Raw genomic sequence first — 16106 nt, 5'->3', positions numbered from 1 at the left:
TCGGCCTCGCGACCGACGCCGACGCGGCCGGGGTGGGCAGCAGCCAGGGCGGGTTCATCCTGCGGGCGGGGACGGCGGTGGTGACGGCGGTGACGGCCGTTGCCGTCGCTTTGGCTGGGCGCACCTGCCCAGTGTCCGGCCGGCGGGTGGCTACGGCCAGTGGGCGGGGCCCGCGGAGTGATGTCACTTCTTCCGCGACCCCGCGCGGTGACGCCTCCCCGTGAGCCGCCCTCATCGCGTCACTGTTGGCCGTAGCCCCGCAGCCTGTCCTCCGCTTCCCTCAGCTGGCCGGCCGACAGGAGAGTAGGGGCGTGGCCCGGGATCGCGCTGGCCGTCAGCCAGAGGCGGGACATCCACTCCAGCTGTGCCGTGCGGTCGTACGCCTGGTCCAGAGTGTCTCCGTATGTGATGGTTCCATGGTTCTGGAGCAGGCATCCTGTGCGCTCCCTGAGGGCCCGGAGCATGTTCTCGGCCAACTCGTCGGAGCCGTACGGCGCATACCGGGCCACCCGAACCGGGCCGCCGAGGGCCGCCGCCATGTAGTGGATGGGCGGGAGCTCCGGGACGAGGGTGGAGACGGCGGTGGCGTGCACCGCGTGGGTGTGGACCACGGCTCCGGCGTACGTGGTGCGGTAGACGGCCAGGTGCATGGGCAGCTCGCTGGTCGGCGCGAGGTCGCCGAAGAGCTGGTTGCCGTCGAGGTCGACGCCGACCGCGTCCTCGGGCGTCAGTCGGTCGTACGGCATCCCGCTGGGGGTGACCAGGATCGTGCCGCCGACACGCACCGAGACATTGCCCGACGTGCCGACCACCAGGCCGTCCGTCACCGTTCTGCGGGCCGCCGCCACCAGCTCGCCCCACGCCCGCTCCATCGCGTCCTGCCGGCCTTTGCCCAGCTGCTCCGTCATGCCGTGATCCTGCCAGCCGCGGGCCGCGGCACCCTAGCGCGGAGCCCCTGCGTCCGTAAGGGAATGAATGGGCATACATCCCCCTCCACGCCGATTGGCCGGTGATCGACCGGCATTCAACGATCTTCCAGTAACCTCTGGGGGATTTGTCCCGCACGTCGCCATCCGGGGGGAAATATGGCTCGTGACCACCAACCGTCCCGTCGTCGCACCCGCGTCATCGCGGCCTCAGTGGCGACTCTGACCCTTGGGGGGACCGCCCTCGCCGAGATTCCGGTTTCGGCGGCGGGCAAGCCGAGGGGACACGACGTCTCGTCGCACCAGAAGAACGTCAACTGGCAGAAGGCGAAGAGCAAGGGCGCGCGCTTCGTCTACGTGAAGGCGACCGAGTCCCACACGTACCGCAACCCCTACTTCAAGCAGCAGTACAACGGCTCCCGCACCGCGGGCATCGTCCGCGGCGCGTACCACTTCGCCATGCCGAACAAGTCGTCGGGCAAGAAGCAGGCCGCGTACTTCATGAACCACGGCGGACGGTGGCGGGCCGACGGCTGGACGCTGCCGCCGGCGCTCGACATCGAGCACAATCCATACAGCTCACGGAAGTGCTACGGCGTCAGCAAGAGCGGCATGGTCAACTGGATCAAGTCCTTCAGCAACGAGGTGAAGCGCCAGACGGGGCGGCGCCCCGTGATCTACACGACCACCAAGTGGTGGAACAACTGCACGGGCGGCAGCCGCGCCTTCGGGGCGAATCACGCCCTGTGGCTCGCGCGCTGGTCGTCGACGTCGGGGACGCTGCCCAAGGGCTGGTCGTACTTGACCATCTGGCAGTACGACAACAGCGGCAGGCTGCCGGGTGATCAGAATCTCTTCAACGGCTCGATGAACCAGCTGAAGAGGTTTGCCCGAGGGTAGTCAGGCACCCTTGGAAGCCCGGATTCCGGGCCCCGCACCGCCCCTCCGGGCGACCTTCGTCAGGGCCGCGGCGGAACCGGAGCGGCGGTGCCCCGAATTGGGTCACCGCACGGCCCGGCCCAGTTCACTTTCCGTTCACCCAGGTTGCCTACGTTCCACTTGCCACTGACGTCCAACAGAAGCCTGGGTAAATGGAACACATCACGCTTCTCCTCGGGATCGTGATCGTTACCGCTCTCGTGTTCGACTTCACGAACGGTTTCCACGACACAGCCAACGCGATGGCTACCACCATCTCGACTGGCGCTCTCAAGCCCAAGACGGCGGTGGCCATGTCCGCCGTGCTGAATCTGGTCGGCGCTTTCCTGTCGGTCGAAGTCGCCAAGACGATCTCTGGCGGCATCGTCAACGAGGACGGACTGAAGACAGAGGTGATCTTCGCGGCCTTGGTCGGCGCGATCCTCTGGAATCTGCTGACGTGGCTGGTGGGCCTGCCCTCCAGCTCCTCCCACGCACTCTTCGGCGGCCTCATCGGCGCCGCTGTCATGTCGATGGGCTGGTCGTCGATCAACGGCGGCACCGTCGTCACCAAGATCCTGATCCCGGCCCTGGCCGCGCCTCTCGTGGCGGGTCTCGCCGCGATGGTGGCCACGCGCCTGACGTACCGGATCGGCCGCAACACCGACACCAGGGCCACGGCCAAGGGTTACCGCGCCGGACAGATCGCGTCCGCGGGCCTCGTCTCGCTGGCCCACGGCACGAACGACGCGCAGAAGACCATGGGCATCATCACGCTCGCCCTGGTCACCGGCGGCGTCCTGAACCCGGGCGCCAACCCCCCGATGTGGGTCATCGTCTCGGCCGGTGTCGCCATCGCGCTCGGCACCTACCTCGGCGGCTGGCGCATCATCCGCACCATGGGCAAGGGCCTCACCGACCTCCAGCCGCAGCAGGGCTTCGCCGCCCAGACCAGCGCCGCGACGGTCATCCTGGCCTCCTCGCACATCGGCTTCTCGCTCTCCACCACGCAGTCCTGCTCCGGCGCCGTGATGGGCGCGGGCCTCGGCCGCAAGGGTGGTGTGGTCCGCTGGTCCACGGCGACCCGCATGTTCATCGCCTGGGGTCTGACCCTCCCGGCCGCCGGTCTGGTCGGCGCGGGGGCCGAGTTCCTCACCCAGCAGGGCCCCTGGGGCATCGCGGTGACCGCCGCGCTCCTGATCGGCGGCTCCGCCGTCATCTGGACGCTGTCCCGCCGCAACGCCGTCGACCACACGAACGTCGCCGACGACGAGATCGGCGGCTCCCCGGCCGACGAGCCCGCCGGTGTCGTGACCACCGCGATGGCCGCCGTCACGCCGCCGCCCACCGGGTCGGCCGTGACGACCTCGGACGTCGACCTCGTCAAGGCCACCATCCCGGCCCCGACCGGCACCGCGGCGGACCCCGCCCGGCCCGCCACGGTGTAAGGACAACTCAGCATGAACATCGACTGGGCAGCTCTCGGCTCCGTGTTCGGAGTCAGCCTCGCGGTGACGGTGGCCCTGGTGGGCCTGTTCACCCTCGGCATCGTCGGCCTCTCCAAGCGCGAGGCGGCAACGTCCGGCGCCTCATCCGCCGCGGGCGGCACCACCCCCGTGGCGGCACGCACGGGCGCGTACGTGTGCTTCGCGCTCTGCGCGGCGGCCGTGGCGTACGGGATCTATCTGATCGTCGCCTGACGACGGCCTCGGCCTCACAAGAGCCGGGCAGAACAGCCGGGTGGGACGCACCTCATGGGTGCGTCCCACCCGGCTTTTTCGTGTCCGCTCGCCCCGCCTTTCACACGTACGAGCGCATGCGATGCGGCGAAGTGACATATGGCATAATGACACCGAGCTGTCTGCTAGCGTCGGCTGCACATATCGCTCTCTGCCTTATGTCATTGATCAGCAGCCATCACGACAGCGAGGAGCCACCATGTCGAGGGATGTCGACCCGAGCCTGAATCGCCGCAGGCTTCGCATCGCACTCCGCAAGGCCCGCGAGGCCGCGGAGCAGTCACAGGGCCAAGCCGCCCAGGCCCTCGACTGGTCACTGTCCAAGATCATGAGGATCGAACAGGGCACGGTCAGCCTCTCCGTGACCGATCTGCGCGCTCTTCTCCAGCAGTACGGGGCGACGGAACCGAAACTCGTCGCGGAGCTGGAAGAAGCCGCCCGCGGCTCCAAGGGCCCAAGCTGGTGGGCCGCCTACCACGACATCATCGGGCAGCAGTTCAGTCAGTACCTGGGGTACGAGAGCGCCGCAGCGTCCTTTCGCACGTACAACCCCATCATCGTGCCCGGCCTTCTGCAGACGGACGAGTACGCGATGGCGCTCCTCGCCCCCCGCGTCGACGAGGCGCGGGCACGGAGGATCGTAGAGCTGCGGACAGCGCGCCAGGAGCGCGCCCTGGAGCGCGAGAACCCGCCGTTCACGTTCTTCGTCGTCGACGAGGCCGCGCTGCACCGGCAGATCGGCGGACCACGCGTGCAGCGCGCCCAGTTGCAGCGCCTCATCGACATCTCGACGCGCCCGAAGGTGTCCCTCCAGGTGCTGCCGTTCACGGCGGGCGCCCACTACTCCACCCTGAGCAGCTTCATCCTGCTCGGCTTCCTCGACGACGAGGACCTGCTGTACCTGGAAGCCCAGGGAAACCAGTCGATCCGTGACGACCACGAGCTGATCGTGCGTCACCAGGAGTGCTTCGAATCTCTCCGCGAGACCGCGTACGCCGGGGAGCAGGCCATCGACTTGATCAATCAGATCAGGGACGGCATTGACAGCAGCTGACCTCCCGGCCCCAAGGAGTCCGGGAGGAGCGAGGAGGCCTCAAGATGCCAGCCGCGTTGCGAGAGTGGTGGCAGGGGGTTCTCGCGGCCATCAGGCAGGCGCCGTGGCCGAGCGGTGGTTCGGGTGGTGCGCAAGGTGCCGGTGGGGCCTCCACCGGCAGCCCCGCAGGCTCGACCGCCGATGCCACCGGCAGCGCCGCTCTCGGACAGACACCGGCCGACGGCCCCTCCTACAACCAGCTCGTCCGCGAAGCGATGGCCGACCAGGACCGCACGGACCGGATGGACACGCTGGACCGCCATCGCACGGACGACAACGTCCGGATGTTCACGACCAGGGTCGTCTACTGCACCGGCTGCATACTCGTCCTGCTGCTGACGCTCACGGGAGTGCTCGTCGTCCTGGGCGCCGTCGGCATGACGGGCTTCTGGACGGTCGGCTCGGTGATCGCCGTCTTCTCGACCCCTGTGATCGCGCTGAGCCGCCAGCTCGCCAAGCTGATCTCGCAGACAGGGACTACGCCCGCGCTCAGCGACGACCGCCGCGCTGTGGTTCCCGCTCAGCGGCCCCAGCCCAAGGCCGACGATCCTGCCTGAACTCGGCGAATCCCCACCACAGGCCCATGGACACCGCGGCCACCGCGGCCGCGAGTGCCCAGACGGCCAGCCGCGCCGCCGTCCCCTCGACCAGAAGGGCGGCCGCCGCGCCGACCAGGGTGGCGGCCGCACCGAGCAGCACGCACCCCGCCACGACCACGACAACCCCGGATGCCTTCCGCTTCCCCCCGTGCACACCGTTCACCAGGTGCCGCACTTCGGCGAGATGATGCTCGGTCATCCTGTCCCCCCTCTCTCTCCCCCGTCGCCGACGAGAGCGTTCAGGAACGCCTGCCAACGCTCAACAGAGAAGACGACGCGCGGCCCCGACGGGTTCTGCGAATCACGGACGATCACCGCCTCCCGCACGAAGGCGACTTCGACGCAGTCTCCTTCGTCCCCGCTGTGGCTGCTCCTGCACCAGGACCGTCCGGACGAACTCCCATGGGACACGCCGACCTCCCCCTACCAGAGAGCCTGCGTCCCGCACGATAGCGCCGTGATCTTGGAGGGCCCACAGGTCCGCCGAGAACCGCCACACCACGTACCGACCCGGACCGAATCACTCCTGGACCGCTCTCCGGTTGTCGTGTTCCAGTCTAGGAAAGTTCAATTTCCAGGCCTAGGGATAAACCGGCCCCATGTGGGCCTCGGCACACTCTCCCGTCCCAGGTCAACGGCAAGTTGACGGGCGTTCGCGGGCGTGGTGGACTGCCGGAGCCATTACGGCGGCAGGAGAGGAAGCCGGTGCGAATCCGGCGCGGTCCCGCCACTGTCATCGAGGAGACGACCCCTCGGAAGCCAGGAACTCTCGCCGCCGGTCACGTCGAACCAGGGCGCGGACACCCTGAGTGAGGACATATCGCCATGCGCGGCCGCCCGTTGCCGGTCTCTGTGCCCCTGCCCGTCCAGGCCGGGCCCCTCGCTCTCCTCCACGTACCGGTCGGCTGAAGCCATGTGTGCCGATCGCGACTTCGCGTACGGCGCCGCCGCCGGCCTCCTCGGTGATCTGCTCCTCGGCGATCCTCGCCGCGGGCACCCGGTCGCCGCGTTCGGCCGGGCGGCGGGCGCTGTCGAGCGTGTGCTGTGGCGTGACCACCGCGGATGGGGCGCCCTGCATGCCGTGGTGTGTGCCGGGGGCGCGGCGGGTGCCGCCGTCCTGGTCTCTTCTCTTGTACGTGACTCACGCGCCGCGTCCGTCGCGCTGACCGCCGCCTCCACCTGGGCCGTGGTCGGCGGCACCTCCCTCGGACGTGAGGCGCGGGCCATCGGCGGTGCGCTCGCCGCCGGGGACGTCGAGGTGGCGCGGGAGCGGCTGCCGCATCTGTGCGGGCGGGATCCGCGGTCGCTGGACGCCGACGGCATCGCGCGTGCCGTGGTCGAGTCCGTCGCCGAGAACACCTCCGACGCTGTGGTCGGGGCGCTCGTGTGGGGCGCCGTCGGCGGGGTGCCGGGGCTCGTCGCCTTCCGGGCCGTCAACACGCTCGACGCCATGGTCGGACACAAGTCCGTGAAGTACCGGCGGTACGGGTGGGCTTCCGCGCGGCTCGACGATGTTCTGGGGTGGCCGGGCGCCCGGCTCACCGCGGTGCTCGCGGCTGCCGCCGGGGATGCTCCGAGGGGAGCCCTGCGGGCCTGGCGTGCGGACGCCGCCAAGCATCCGAGCCCCAACGCGGGGCCCGTCGAGGCCGCCTTCGCCGGGGCGTTGGGGGTAAGGCTCGGGGGGACCCTCTCGTACGGAGGCCGGGTGGAACACCGGCCTGTCCTGAACACGGGCGGGCGGGCCGTCGAAGTGGCGGACATCGAGCGGGCCGTGCGGTTGTCGCGACGGGTCGGGCTGCTGGCCCTGGGGGTCGCCGCAGCGGTGAGCACTATGCGGAAAGGCGGCGCCTCATGAGTGGTGGACTGCTCGTTGCCGGGACCACATCCGACGCGGGGAAGAGCGTCGTCACCGCCGGGATCTGCCGGTGGCTGGCCCGCAAGGGGGTCTCCGTCGCGCCCTTCAAGGCGCAGAACATGTCCCTCAACTCCTTTGTCACGCGCGAAGGTGCCGAGATCGGGCGGGCCCAGGCCATGCAGGCACAGGCCGCCAGGGTCGAGCCGAGCGCGCTGATGAACCCCGTGCTGCTCAAGCCGGGCAGTGACCGCAGCAGCCAGGTCGTCCTCATGGGCAAGCCCGTGGGCGAGATGACCGCGCGCGGCTACCACGGCGGACGGCAGGAAGCGCTGCTCTCCACCGTCGTGGGATGCCTGGAGGAGCTCCGGGGCAGCTATGACGCCGTGATCTGTGAAGGCGCGGGCAGTCCCGCCGAGATCAATCTGCGGCGTACGGACATCGTGAACATGGGGATCGCGCGGGCCGCCCGCTTCCCCGTCCTGGTCGTCGGCGACATCGACCGGGGTGGCGTCTTCGCCTCCTTCTTCGGTACGACCGCGCTGCTGAGCGCCCAGGACCAGGAGCTGGTCGCCGGGTATCTCGTCAACAAGTTCCGGGGCGACGTCTCGCTGCTCGAACCCGGGCTCGACATGCTTCTCGGGCTCACCGGGCGGCGTACGTTCGGTGTGCTGCCGTTCCAGCACGGCCTCGGCATCGACGAGGAGGACGGGCTTCGGGTGTCCCTGCGGGGTGCCGTCAGGGAGTCCGCCGTCGCTCCCCCGGTCGGTGATGACGTGCTGCGGGTCGCCGTCTGTGCCGTGCCTCTGATGTCGAACTTCACGGACGTGGACGCCCTGGCCGCCGAACCGGGCGTCGTCGTGCGGTTCGTGGACCGGGCCGATGAGCTCGTCGACGCCGATCTCGTGGTCGTACCGGGGACGCGCGGCACCGTCCGCGCTCTTGAGTGGCTGCGCGAGCGCGGTCTCGCGGACGCCATCGCGCGGCGCGCCGCCGAGGGGCGACCCGTGCTCGGGATCTGCGGCGGCTTCCAGCTGCTCGGCGAGCGTATCGAGGATGACGTCGAGTCGCGTGCGGGGACCGTGGACGGGCTCGGACTGCTGCCCGTGCGGGTGCGGTTCGCACGCGAGAAGACCCTCGCACGGCCGGTCGGCGAGGCGCTCGGCGAACCCGTCGAGGGGTACGAGATCCATCACGGCGTCGCCGAAGTCCTGGGCGGAGAGCCCTTCTTGGACGGCTGCCGCGTCGGCGAGGTGTGGGGCACGCACTGGCACGGCTCCCTGGAGAGCGACGCGTTCCGGCGCCGCTTCCTGACCGAGGTCGCCCGCGCCGCGGGGCGCCGCTTCGTGCCCGCGCCCGACACCAGCTTCGGCGCACTGCGCGAGGAGCAGCTCGACCTGCTCGGCGACCTGATCGAGGAACACGCGGACACGGACGCGCTGCTCGGTCTGATCGAGAACGGCCCCCCGTCCGGCCTCCCCTTCATCGCACCGGGGGCACCCTCATGACCGGCGGAGGGGGACGGGCGAGACCCGCTGTCCCCTGCCCCGCCCCGCATCACGTAATGGAGGCCTTGTGAGTACCCCCTATCCGTTCACCGCTCTCGTCGGGCAGGACGACCTGCGGCTCGCCCTGCTGCTCAACGCCGTCTCGCCCGCTGTCGGCGGCGTGCTCGTCCGCGGGGAGAAGGGGACCGCCAAGTCCACCGCCGTGCGGGCACTTTCCGCTCTGCTGCCGCAGGTTCCCGTCGTCGCAGGATGCCGCTTCTCCTGCGACCCGGCAGCCCCCGACCCCGCCTGCCCCGACGGCCCGCACGACGTCGGCGGGGCCTCCGTGCGGGACGCGCGGATGGTCGAGCTGCCCGTCGGAGCCTCCGAGGACCGTCTTGTCGGGGCGCTCGACATCGAGCGGGCGCTCTCCGAGGGCGTGAAGGCCTTCGAGCCGGGGCTGCTCGCCGACGCCCATCGCGGCATCCTCTACGTCGACGAAGTCAACCTGCTGCACGACCACTTGGTCGACCTGCTGCTCGACGCCGCCGCCATGGGCGCCTCGTACGTGGAGCGTGAGGGCGTGTCCGTGCGGCATGCCGCGCGGTTCCTGCTCGTGGGCACCATGAACCCCGAAGAGGGCGAGCTGCGCCCGCAGTTGCTCGACCGGTTCGGGCTCACCGTCGAGGTCGCCGCATCGCGCGAGACCGATCAGCGGGTCGAGGTCGTGCGGCGGCGGCTCGCGTACGACGACGACGCGGAGGGGTTCGCCGCGCGGTGGCACGACGACGAGTCCGCGCTGCGGGACCGGATCGTCGCCGCGCGCGCACTGCTTCCCCATGTGCGGCTCGGCGACGGGGCGTTGCGGCAGATCGCCGCCACCTGTGCGGCCTTCGAGGTCGACGGGATGCGGGCCGACATCGTGATGGCGCGTACCGCGACGGCCCTGGCCGCCTGGGCGGGCCGCGGCGACGTACTCGCCGAGGATGTGCGCCAGGCCGCTCTCCTCGCGCTTCCGCACCGGCGCCGGCGCAATCCCTTCGACGCTCCGGGGCTCGACGAGGACAAGCTCGACGACACGTTGGAGCAGGCCGACGACGGTGAGGGCGAGGGGGACGACGATCCCGAGCCCGACGGCGACGGTCCCGGTGGGGGCGGGCAGCCGCCTCAGGACGGGCCCGATACGCCTGACGTCCCTGGCGCACGTGACGGTCATGACGCACCCGCCGCCGACGGCGAGAGCGGCCAGGACGACGACTCCTCCCCCGCTGAGGCCCCCGCACAGGCCCCCGCCGCCGGTGGCGGTGAGCAGCGGGCCGTGGGTGCCTCCGAGCCTTTCCGTACGAAGATGCTGAGCGTGCCCGGCCTCGGTGAGGGCGCCGCGGGGCGGCGTTCCCGTGCGCGGACCGAGCACGGGCGGACCACCGGGGCCCGGCGGCCCAGGGGGGCGCTGACCAAGCTGCACCTGGCGGCCACCGTGCAAGCGGCGGCCCCGCATCAGCGGGCGCGCGGGCGCTCGGGGCGTGGCCTTGTCGTGCGGCGGGACGATCTGCGGCAGGCGACTCGGGAGGGGCGTGAGGGCAACCTCGTGCTCTTCGTCGTGGATGCCTCCGGGTCCATGGCGGCGCGGCAGCGGATGAGCGCCGTGAAGGGAGCGGTGCTCTCGCTGCTGCTCGATGCCTATCAGCGGCGGGACAAGGTCGGACTCGTCACCTTCCGGGGGTCCGATGCCGAGGTGGCGCTGCCGCCCACCTCTTCCGTCGACGCGGCCGCCGCTCGCCTCGAGACGCTGCCCACGGGCGGGCGTACGCCCGTCGCGGCCGGGTTGCTCAAGGCGCACGACGTGCTGCGGGTGGAGCGGCTGCGGGATCCGGCACGGCGTCCCCTGGTCGTGGTCGTGACGGACGGCCGGGCCACGGGGGGCGTGGATCCGGTGGCCCGGGCGGGGCGTGCCGCGCGCCTGTTCGGGGCCGCCGGGGTCGCATCCGTGGTCGTCGACTGCGAGTCGGGGCACATCCGGCTCGGGCTCGCGGGGCAGCTGGCGGGCGAACTCGGCGGGACCGCCGTGACGCTCGACGAACTGCGGGCGGAGTCCATCGCGGGGCTCGTCAAGGACGTACAGGGAACTCAGATGAGGAGCGTGGCCTGATGCCCCAAGGGCAGCCGAACGTGGTGCCGGACGACGGGCTCACCACGCGTCAGCGGCGCAACCGTCCGCTGGTGATGGTGCACACCGGGATCGGCAAGGGAAAGTCCACCGCCGCTTTCGGGCTCGCGCTGCGGGCGTGGAATCAAGGGTGGTCCATCGGGGTCTTCCAGTTCGTGAAGTCGGCGAAGTGGAAGGTCGGCGAGGAGAACGCCCTGAAGGTGCTCGGTGCGAGCGGCGAGGGCGGATCCGTCGACTGGCACAAGATGGGTGAGGGCTGGTCGTGGATCCAGCGCGCGCCCGCCGATGGCGAGTTGAGCAATGAGGAGAAGGCCCGCGAGGGGTGGGAGCAGGTCAAGCGCGACCTCGCCGCCGAGACGTACCAGCTGTACGTCCTCGACGAGTTCGCCTACCCCATGCACTGGGGCTGGATCGACACGGACGAGGTGATCGAGGTTCTGCGGAACCGTCCCGGCCATCAGCATGTCGTGATCACCGGGCGCAACGCGTCCGACGCGTTGGTCGAGTTCGCCGATCTCGTCACCGACATGTCCAAGGTCAAGCATCCGATGGACGCCGGTCAGAAGGGCCAGAGGGGCATCGAGTGGTAGCTCGCCTCGTCGTTGCCGCGCCGTCTTCCGGGTGCGGCAAGACGACCGTGGCCACGGGTCTCATGGCCGCGTTCTCGGAGGCCGGGCTCGCGGTGTCCCCGCACAAGGTGGGCCCCGACTACATCGACCCCGGGTATCACGCGCTGGCCACGGGGCGCCCCGGGCGCAATCTCGACGCGTATCTGTGCGGGCCCGGGATGGTGGCGCCCTTGTTCAACCATGGGGCCCGCGGATGCGATCTCGCCGTGGTCGAGGGCGTCATGGGGATGTACGACGGCGCCTCCGGGCAGGGTGAGCTCGCTTCCACCGCGCATGTGTCCAAGCTGCTCCGGGCGCCCGTGGTTCTGGTCGTCGACGCGTCATCCCAGTCTCGCTCCGTCGCCGCGCTGGTGCACGGGTTCGCGTCCTGGGACCCGGAGGTGCGGATCGGGGGCGTGATCCTCAACAAGGTGGGGTCCGCTCGCCACGAGGAGCTGCTGCGGGACGCCCTGGACGAATCCGGGGTGCCCGTACTGGGCGCGCTGGGGCGGGTGCCGCAGGTCCGGGCGCCCTCGCGGCATCTGGGGCTGGTCCCGGTGCCCGAGCGGCAGGCCGAGGCCGTCGATTCGGTGGCCGCGCTGGCCTCCCGAGTACGGGAGGGCTGCGACCTCGACGCGATCCTCGCGTTGGCGCGCAGTGCGCCCGCGATGACCGGTGAGACGTGGGATCCGGGTGCGGAAGGCGCGCAAGCTCCAAGGGCCAGTCGGCCCGTCGTGGCCGTCGCCGGTGGGGCCGCGTTCTCCTTCTCCTACGCCGAACACACCGAGCTGCTCACCGCCGCGGGCGCCGACGTCGTCACCTTCGATCCGCTGCACGACGAGGAACTGCCGCCCGGCACCGCGGGACTGATCATCGGGGGCGGGTTCCCCGAGGTGTACGCGCCCGAGCTCTCCGCCAACGAGCCGCTGCGCAAGGCCGTCGCCGAGCTGGCGCTGAGCGGGGCGCCCGTCGCCGCCGAATGCGCCGGACTGCTCTACCTGACCCGGGAGTTGGACGGAAAGCCGATGTGCGGCGTGCTCGACGCCCACTCCCGCATGTCCGAGCGGCTCACCCTCGGGTATCGCGAGGCCGTCGCCGTGTCCGAGAGCCCGCTCGCGGCGGTCGGGACCCGGATGCGCGGGCACGAGTTCCACCGCACCGTCGTCGAACCGGGCGCCGGGGCGGCTCCCGCCTGGGGTCTGCACTCCCCTGAGCGGCGCGTCGAAGGCTTCGTACAGCAGGGTGTGCACGCGAGTTATCTGCACACGCACTGGGCCGCCGAACCGGGTGTCGCTCGTCGGTTCGTGGAGAGGTGCGGGGGATGAGCGACGGGCTGGTGGGGGTCGGGCCGGTGGAGGCCGGGCCGCGGGACGGGGCATGGTGACCCCGGTCCGCGCCGTGGCCTCACTCCGCGATGCCCACCACCAGCCAGATGAACGCGGCCCCCGCCACCGTGCACAGCAGCGTCGAGCGCGCCGGATGCTCGTGGTGCGCCTCCGGCAGGATCTCCGCGGCGGCCAGATAGAGCAGCGCGCCGCCGAAGAAGCCGAGATATCCGCCGAGCAGTTGCTCCGGAATGGTGAACAGGAGCGTCGACGCGGCGCCCGCCACCGGGGCCACCGCGTCCGCGAAGAGCATCGCGAGGGCCTTGCGGCGGGCGTTCCCGTACAGACTGGTGAGCGTGTACGTGTTGAAGCCGTCCGCGAAGTCATGGGCGATCACCGCGACGGCCACCGCCACGCCCATGCCGCCGCCCACCTGGAAGGCCGCGCCGATGGCGATGCCGTCCATGGCGCTGTGGCCGACCATCGCGGCGGCGGCCGTGAGGCCCACCTGCGGGACCCGGCCGTTCGCGTGCTCCTCCGCCCCGTGGGCCGCCTGACGGCCTGCGAGGAGGTGCTCCACCAAGTGCGCGACGAGGAAGCCCGCGACGAACAGGAGCAGCGCCGCCGGTACCCCGAAGACCGGGCCGCCCGTGGCGTCCAGCGCCTCCGGCAGCAGGTCGAGGCCGACCACGCCGAGCATCAGACCGCCCGCGAGCCCCAGGACGAGGTGGCGCCGGTCAGTGACCCGCTGGGCCGTCCAGCCGCCCACCAGGGTCATCACAAAGGCGCCGAGCGCCACGAACACCGCCATGCGCCCTTGCTAGCCGATCGACCCCCCGCCCCGCACATCCACATGCATCTGTGACCCGGACACCGACCCTTCTTCACTCGTACGAGAGGAACCCCAAGCCCATGGCCGACACGCACGCGGGGGGCGCCGACTTCGCGGGGGGCGCCGACTTCGCGGGGGGCGCCGACTTCGTGGTGGGCGTCGGTGCCGGCAGCGGGGTGCGCACCGAAGAAGTCCTCGGGCTCGTCGAGGGCACGCTCCGGGACGCGGGGATATCCCCCGCCTCTGTCGCCGCGCTGGCGACCGTCGACACGAAGGCCGCGGAGCGCGGCATCGTCGAGGCGGCGGCGCAGCTCGCGGTGCCGGTCGTGACGTACCCGGCCGACGAGTTGGCCGGTGTCGAGGTGCCGAACCCCTCCGCCGCGCCGCTCGCCGCCGTCGGTACGCCCTCCGTGGCGGAGGCCGCCGCTCTGCACGGCGGCGGTGAACTCCTCGTGCCCAAAAGGAAGTCGGCGCCCGAAGGCCGTGCGTCCATGGCGACCTGCGCGGTCGTGCGCCGCCCGTACGATGCGCCGCGCGTGTCCCCACCTCATCCGAACGGAACAGGCCAAGCAATCAAGGAGTCCCCGTGACCACGCCGCCCGCACTGCTCATCGCCGGCCACGGCACCCGGGACGAGGCCGGGGCGGCCGCCTTCCGGGACTTCGTGCAGGAGCTCGCCCGCCGCAACCCCGGACTCCCGGTCGCCGGCGGCTTCATCGAACCGTCGCCGCCACCACTGGGCGACGCGGTCAGCGACCTCGTCGGGCAGGGCGCGAAACGCTTCGCGGCCGTCCCGCTGACGCTGGTGCCGACCGAGCGCACCAAAGGCGACGTCCCCGCGGCGCTCGCCCGCGAGAAGGAGCGCCACCCCGGCATCTCGTACACCTGCGGGCGCCCCCTCGGCCCGCACCCCTCGCTCCTGAAGGTCCTCGGCCGCCGCCTGGACGAGGCGCTCGGCGGCACGGCCCGCACGCCCCAGGACCGCGCGGACGTCACGGTCCTGCTCGTGGGCCCCGGTGCGGCCGACCCGGACGCCAACGCCGAGGTCCACAGGGCGGCGCGGCTGCTGTGGGAGGGGCGGGGTTACGCGGGTGTGGAGACGGCGTTCGTGTCGCTCGCGGCGCCGGACGTGCCGTCGGGCCTGGACCGCTGCGTGCTCCTGGGCGCGCAGCGGATCGTCGTCCTGCCGTACTTCCTGTTCACCGGCGTCCTGCCGGAGCGGGTCCTCCAGCAGACGGAGGGCTGGGCGGCGGCGCACCCCGAGATCGAGGTGCTCCCGGCGGATGTGATCGGCCCCGAGGAGGAGCTGCTCGACCTCGTCATGGAGCGCTACCGGGAGGCGGCGGCCGACGATTCGCGGCACCACCACGGAGACGACCACGAACACCACCACGAACACGACCATGGACACCTTGACCACGACGGCACGCATGCGCACTCACACTGACCACGGCGGCGGACCGGACCTGCGCCATCACGGGGATGCCGAGGTCCGCGGCGCCGTCGGCCTCACCGACCTCGCGGTGAACGTCCGCGCGAACACCCCGCCCGCCTGGCTGAAGCAACACCTCGCCGCCTCGCTCGACGGCCTGGCCGCCTATCCGGACGGCCGGGCGGCGCGGGCGGCGGTGGCGGCGCGGCACGGCGTGACGCCTGACCGGGTGCTGCTCACGTCGGGGGCGGCGGAGGCGTTCGTGCTCCTCGCGCGCGCCCTGAAGGTCCGTCAGCCTGTGGTGGTACACCCGCAGTTCACCGAGCCGGAGGCGGCGCTGCGGGACGCGGGGCACGCGGTGGGGCGGGTGCTGCTGCGGGAGGAGGACGGTTTCCGTCTGGCGGGGACGACCGTCCCGGAGGGCGCCGACCTGGTGGTGATCGGCAACCCGACGAATCCGACGTCGGTTCTCCACCCGGCCGCCTCGATCGCCGAACTCGCCCGTCCTGGGCGGGTGTTGGTCGTGGACGAGGCGTTCATGGACGCGGTGCCGGGCGAGCGGGAGGCGCTGGCGGGCCGTACGGACGTACCGGGGCTCGTGGTGCTGCGGAGCCTGACCAAGACCTGGGGCCTTGCGGGGCTGCGGATCGGGTACGTCCTGTCCGACCCGGAGACGATCGAGACGCTGGCCGCGGCGCAGCCCTTGTGGCCGGTGTCTTCGCCCGCCCTCGCGGCGGCAGAGGCGTGCGTGGCGCCTGCGGCGCTGGCCGAGGCGTCGGCGGCGGCCCTGGAGATCGCCGCCGACCGGGCCCATCTCCTGGAGGGGCTACGGGAGTTCGCCGCCTTCGGGGTACGCGCCGTCGAGCCCGCGGAGGGGCCCTTCATCCTGCTCCGGGCTCCGGGGGCCCATGCCCTGCGTGAACGCTTGCGGGACCGGGGGTTCGCCTTGCGGCGGGGGGATACGTTTCCGGCACTGGGGGCTGAGTGGCTTCGGGTGGCGGTGCGGGATCGGGGGACGACGGATCGGCTTCTGGGGGCGTTGAGGGCGGCGATGGCGGGCTGAAGCCTTGGTTGCCGTCATCACCGGCTTCGCCGAGTTCGTCCTCAAACGCCGGACGGGCTGAAAGA

General features: G+C 71.4%; 16 protein-coding genes, 1 pseudogene and 1 riboswitch. Of the genes and pseudogenes, 13 read left to right on the top strand and 4 right to left on the bottom strand.

The features are described from left to right. Window positions 1-239: 239 nt before the first annotated feature. Window positions 240-908, bottom strand: a complete 669-nt coding sequence (locus tag ABD378_RS24270) for a class II aldolase/adducin family protein (RefSeq protein WP_344523674.1) — start codon at window positions 906-908, stop codon at window positions 240-242. Window positions 909-1085: 177 nt separating this feature from the next. On the opposite strand from ABD378_RS24270, the gene ABD378_RS24265 reads away from it, so the two are divergent. The 5 genes from ABD378_RS24265 to ABD378_RS24245 all read left to right on the top strand — a co-directional run bounded on the left by ABD378_RS24265 (window position 1086) and on the right by ABD378_RS24245 (window position 5233). After that, a complete protein-coding gene (locus ABD378_RS24265) occupies window positions 1086-1826 on the top strand; it encodes a lysozyme (RefSeq protein WP_344523672.1) in 741 nt (246 codons plus the stop codon). A gap of 191 nt (window positions 1827-2017) precedes the next feature. Beyond that, on the top strand, window positions 2018-3292 hold the full coding sequence (locus ABD378_RS24260) for an inorganic phosphate transporter (protein ID WP_344523670.1): 1275 nt from the start codon (window positions 2018-2020) through the stop codon (window positions 3290-3292). Window positions 3293-3304: 12 nt separating this feature from the next. Beyond that, window positions 3305-3544, top strand: a complete 240-nt coding sequence (locus ABD378_RS24255) for a hypothetical protein (protein WP_344523668.1) — start codon at window positions 3305-3307, stop codon at window positions 3542-3544. Window positions 3545-3782: 238 nt separating this feature from the next. Further along, a complete protein-coding gene (locus tag ABD378_RS24250) occupies window positions 3783-4637 on the top strand; it encodes a helix-turn-helix domain-containing protein (RefSeq protein WP_344523666.1) in 855 nt (284 codons plus the stop codon). A gap of 44 nt (window positions 4638-4681) precedes the next feature. Further along, window positions 4682-5233, top strand: coding sequence for a hypothetical protein (locus ABD378_RS24245; RefSeq protein ID WP_344523664.1), 552 nt, complete (start codon window positions 4682-4684; stop codon window positions 5231-5233). Here the strand turns inward: ABD378_RS24245 and ABD378_RS24240 are convergent. Together ABD378_RS24240 and ABD378_RS24235 are read right to left on the bottom strand one after the other, a co-directional pair. Further along, complete coding sequence (locus ABD378_RS24240; RefSeq protein ID WP_344523662.1) at window positions 5166-5474, bottom strand: hypothetical protein; 309 nt, start codon at window positions 5472-5474, stop codon at window positions 5166-5168. The two genes, ABD378_RS24245 and ABD378_RS24240, sit on opposite strands and share 68 nt — an antisense overlap. After that, window positions 5471-5686 (bottom strand): DUF397 domain-containing protein, encoded by a 216-nt coding sequence (locus ABD378_RS24235; RefSeq protein ID WP_344523660.1) that lies wholly within the window; start codon window positions 5684-5686, stop codon window positions 5471-5473. The genes ABD378_RS24240 and ABD378_RS24235 overlap by 4 nt, the downstream gene beginning before the upstream one ends. Window positions 5687-5923: 237 nt before the next feature. After that, a riboswitch (cobalamin riboswitch) is annotated at window positions 5924-6066 on the top strand. A 122-nt stretch (window positions 6067-6188) separates the two neighbouring features. Between ABD378_RS24235 and ABD378_RS24230 the strand changes: the two genes are divergently transcribed. From ABD378_RS24230 to ABD378_RS24210, 5 genes are all read left to right on the top strand, one after another. Continuing rightward, the gene (locus ABD378_RS24230; RefSeq protein ID WP_344523658.1) at window positions 6189-7130 is read left to right on the top strand and encodes a cobalamin biosynthesis protein; all 942 of its coding nucleotides are present in this window, start codon (window positions 6189-6191) and stop codon (window positions 7128-7130) included. Further along, on the top strand, window positions 7127-8635 hold the full coding sequence (locus ABD378_RS24225; RefSeq protein ID WP_344523656.1) for a cobyric acid synthase: 1509 nt from the start codon (window positions 7127-7129) through the stop codon (window positions 8633-8635). Before ABD378_RS24230 ends, ABD378_RS24225 begins: the two co-directional genes overlap by 4 nt. A gap of 67 nt (window positions 8636-8702) precedes the next feature. Next, window positions 8703-10763, top strand: coding sequence for a putative cobaltochelatase (locus ABD378_RS24220; protein ID WP_344523654.1), 2061 nt, complete (start codon window positions 8703-8705; stop codon window positions 10761-10763). Continuing rightward, the gene (gene cobO, locus ABD378_RS24215) at window positions 10763-11371 is read left to right on the top strand and encodes a cob(I)yrinic acid a,c-diamide adenosyltransferase (protein ID WP_344523652.1); all 609 of its coding nucleotides are present in this window, start codon (window positions 10763-10765) and stop codon (window positions 11369-11371) included. The genes ABD378_RS24220 and cobO overlap by 1 nt, the downstream gene beginning before the upstream one ends. Then, window positions 11365-12714 carry a cobyrinic acid a,c-diamide synthase CobB gene (locus ABD378_RS24210; protein WP_344523650.1) on the top strand — a complete coding sequence of 450 codons (1350 nt, stop codon included), beginning with the start codon at window positions 11365-11367 and terminating at the stop codon, window positions 12712-12714. Before cobO ends, ABD378_RS24210 begins: the two co-directional genes overlap by 7 nt. Before the next feature lie 79 nt (window positions 12715-12793). On the opposite strand, the gene ABD378_RS24205 is transcribed toward ABD378_RS24210, so the two are convergent. Beyond that, window positions 12794-13525 (bottom strand): ZIP family metal transporter, encoded by a 732-nt coding sequence (locus ABD378_RS24205; RefSeq protein ID WP_344523648.1) that lies wholly within the window; start codon window positions 13523-13525, stop codon window positions 12794-12796. Window positions 13526-13695: 170 nt separating this feature from the next. Between ABD378_RS24205 and ABD378_RS24200 the strand changes: the two are divergent. The 3 genes and pseudogenes from ABD378_RS24200 to cobC all read left to right on the top strand — a co-directional run. Then, window positions 13696-14067, top strand: a pseudogene (locus tag ABD378_RS24200) (cobalamin biosynthesis protein); the annotation flags it as partial. 65 nt (window positions 14068-14132) lie between these two features. Continuing rightward, window positions 14133-14993, top strand: a complete 861-nt coding sequence (locus ABD378_RS24195) for a sirohydrochlorin chelatase (RefSeq protein ID WP_344523646.1) — start codon at window positions 14133-14135, stop codon at window positions 14991-14993. Beyond that, window positions 14977-16041: an Rv2231c family histidinol phosphate aminotransferase CobC gene (cobC, locus tag ABD378_RS24190; RefSeq protein ID WP_344523644.1), complete on the top strand. Its 1065-nt coding sequence runs from the start codon at window positions 14977-14979 to the stop codon at window positions 16039-16041. The genes ABD378_RS24195 and cobC overlap by 17 nt, the downstream gene beginning before the upstream one ends. Window positions 16042-16106 lie beyond the last annotated feature (65 nt).

The sequence above is a fragment of the Streptomyces rectiviolaceus genome (genome assembly GCF_039533825.1).
Taxonomy (GTDB): Bacteria; Actinomycetota; Actinomycetes; order Streptomycetales; family Streptomycetaceae; genus Streptomyces; species Streptomyces rectiviolaceus.
Note: the sequence above shows the minus strand (reverse complement) of the source record. Positions and strands in the feature narration are given on the sequence as shown.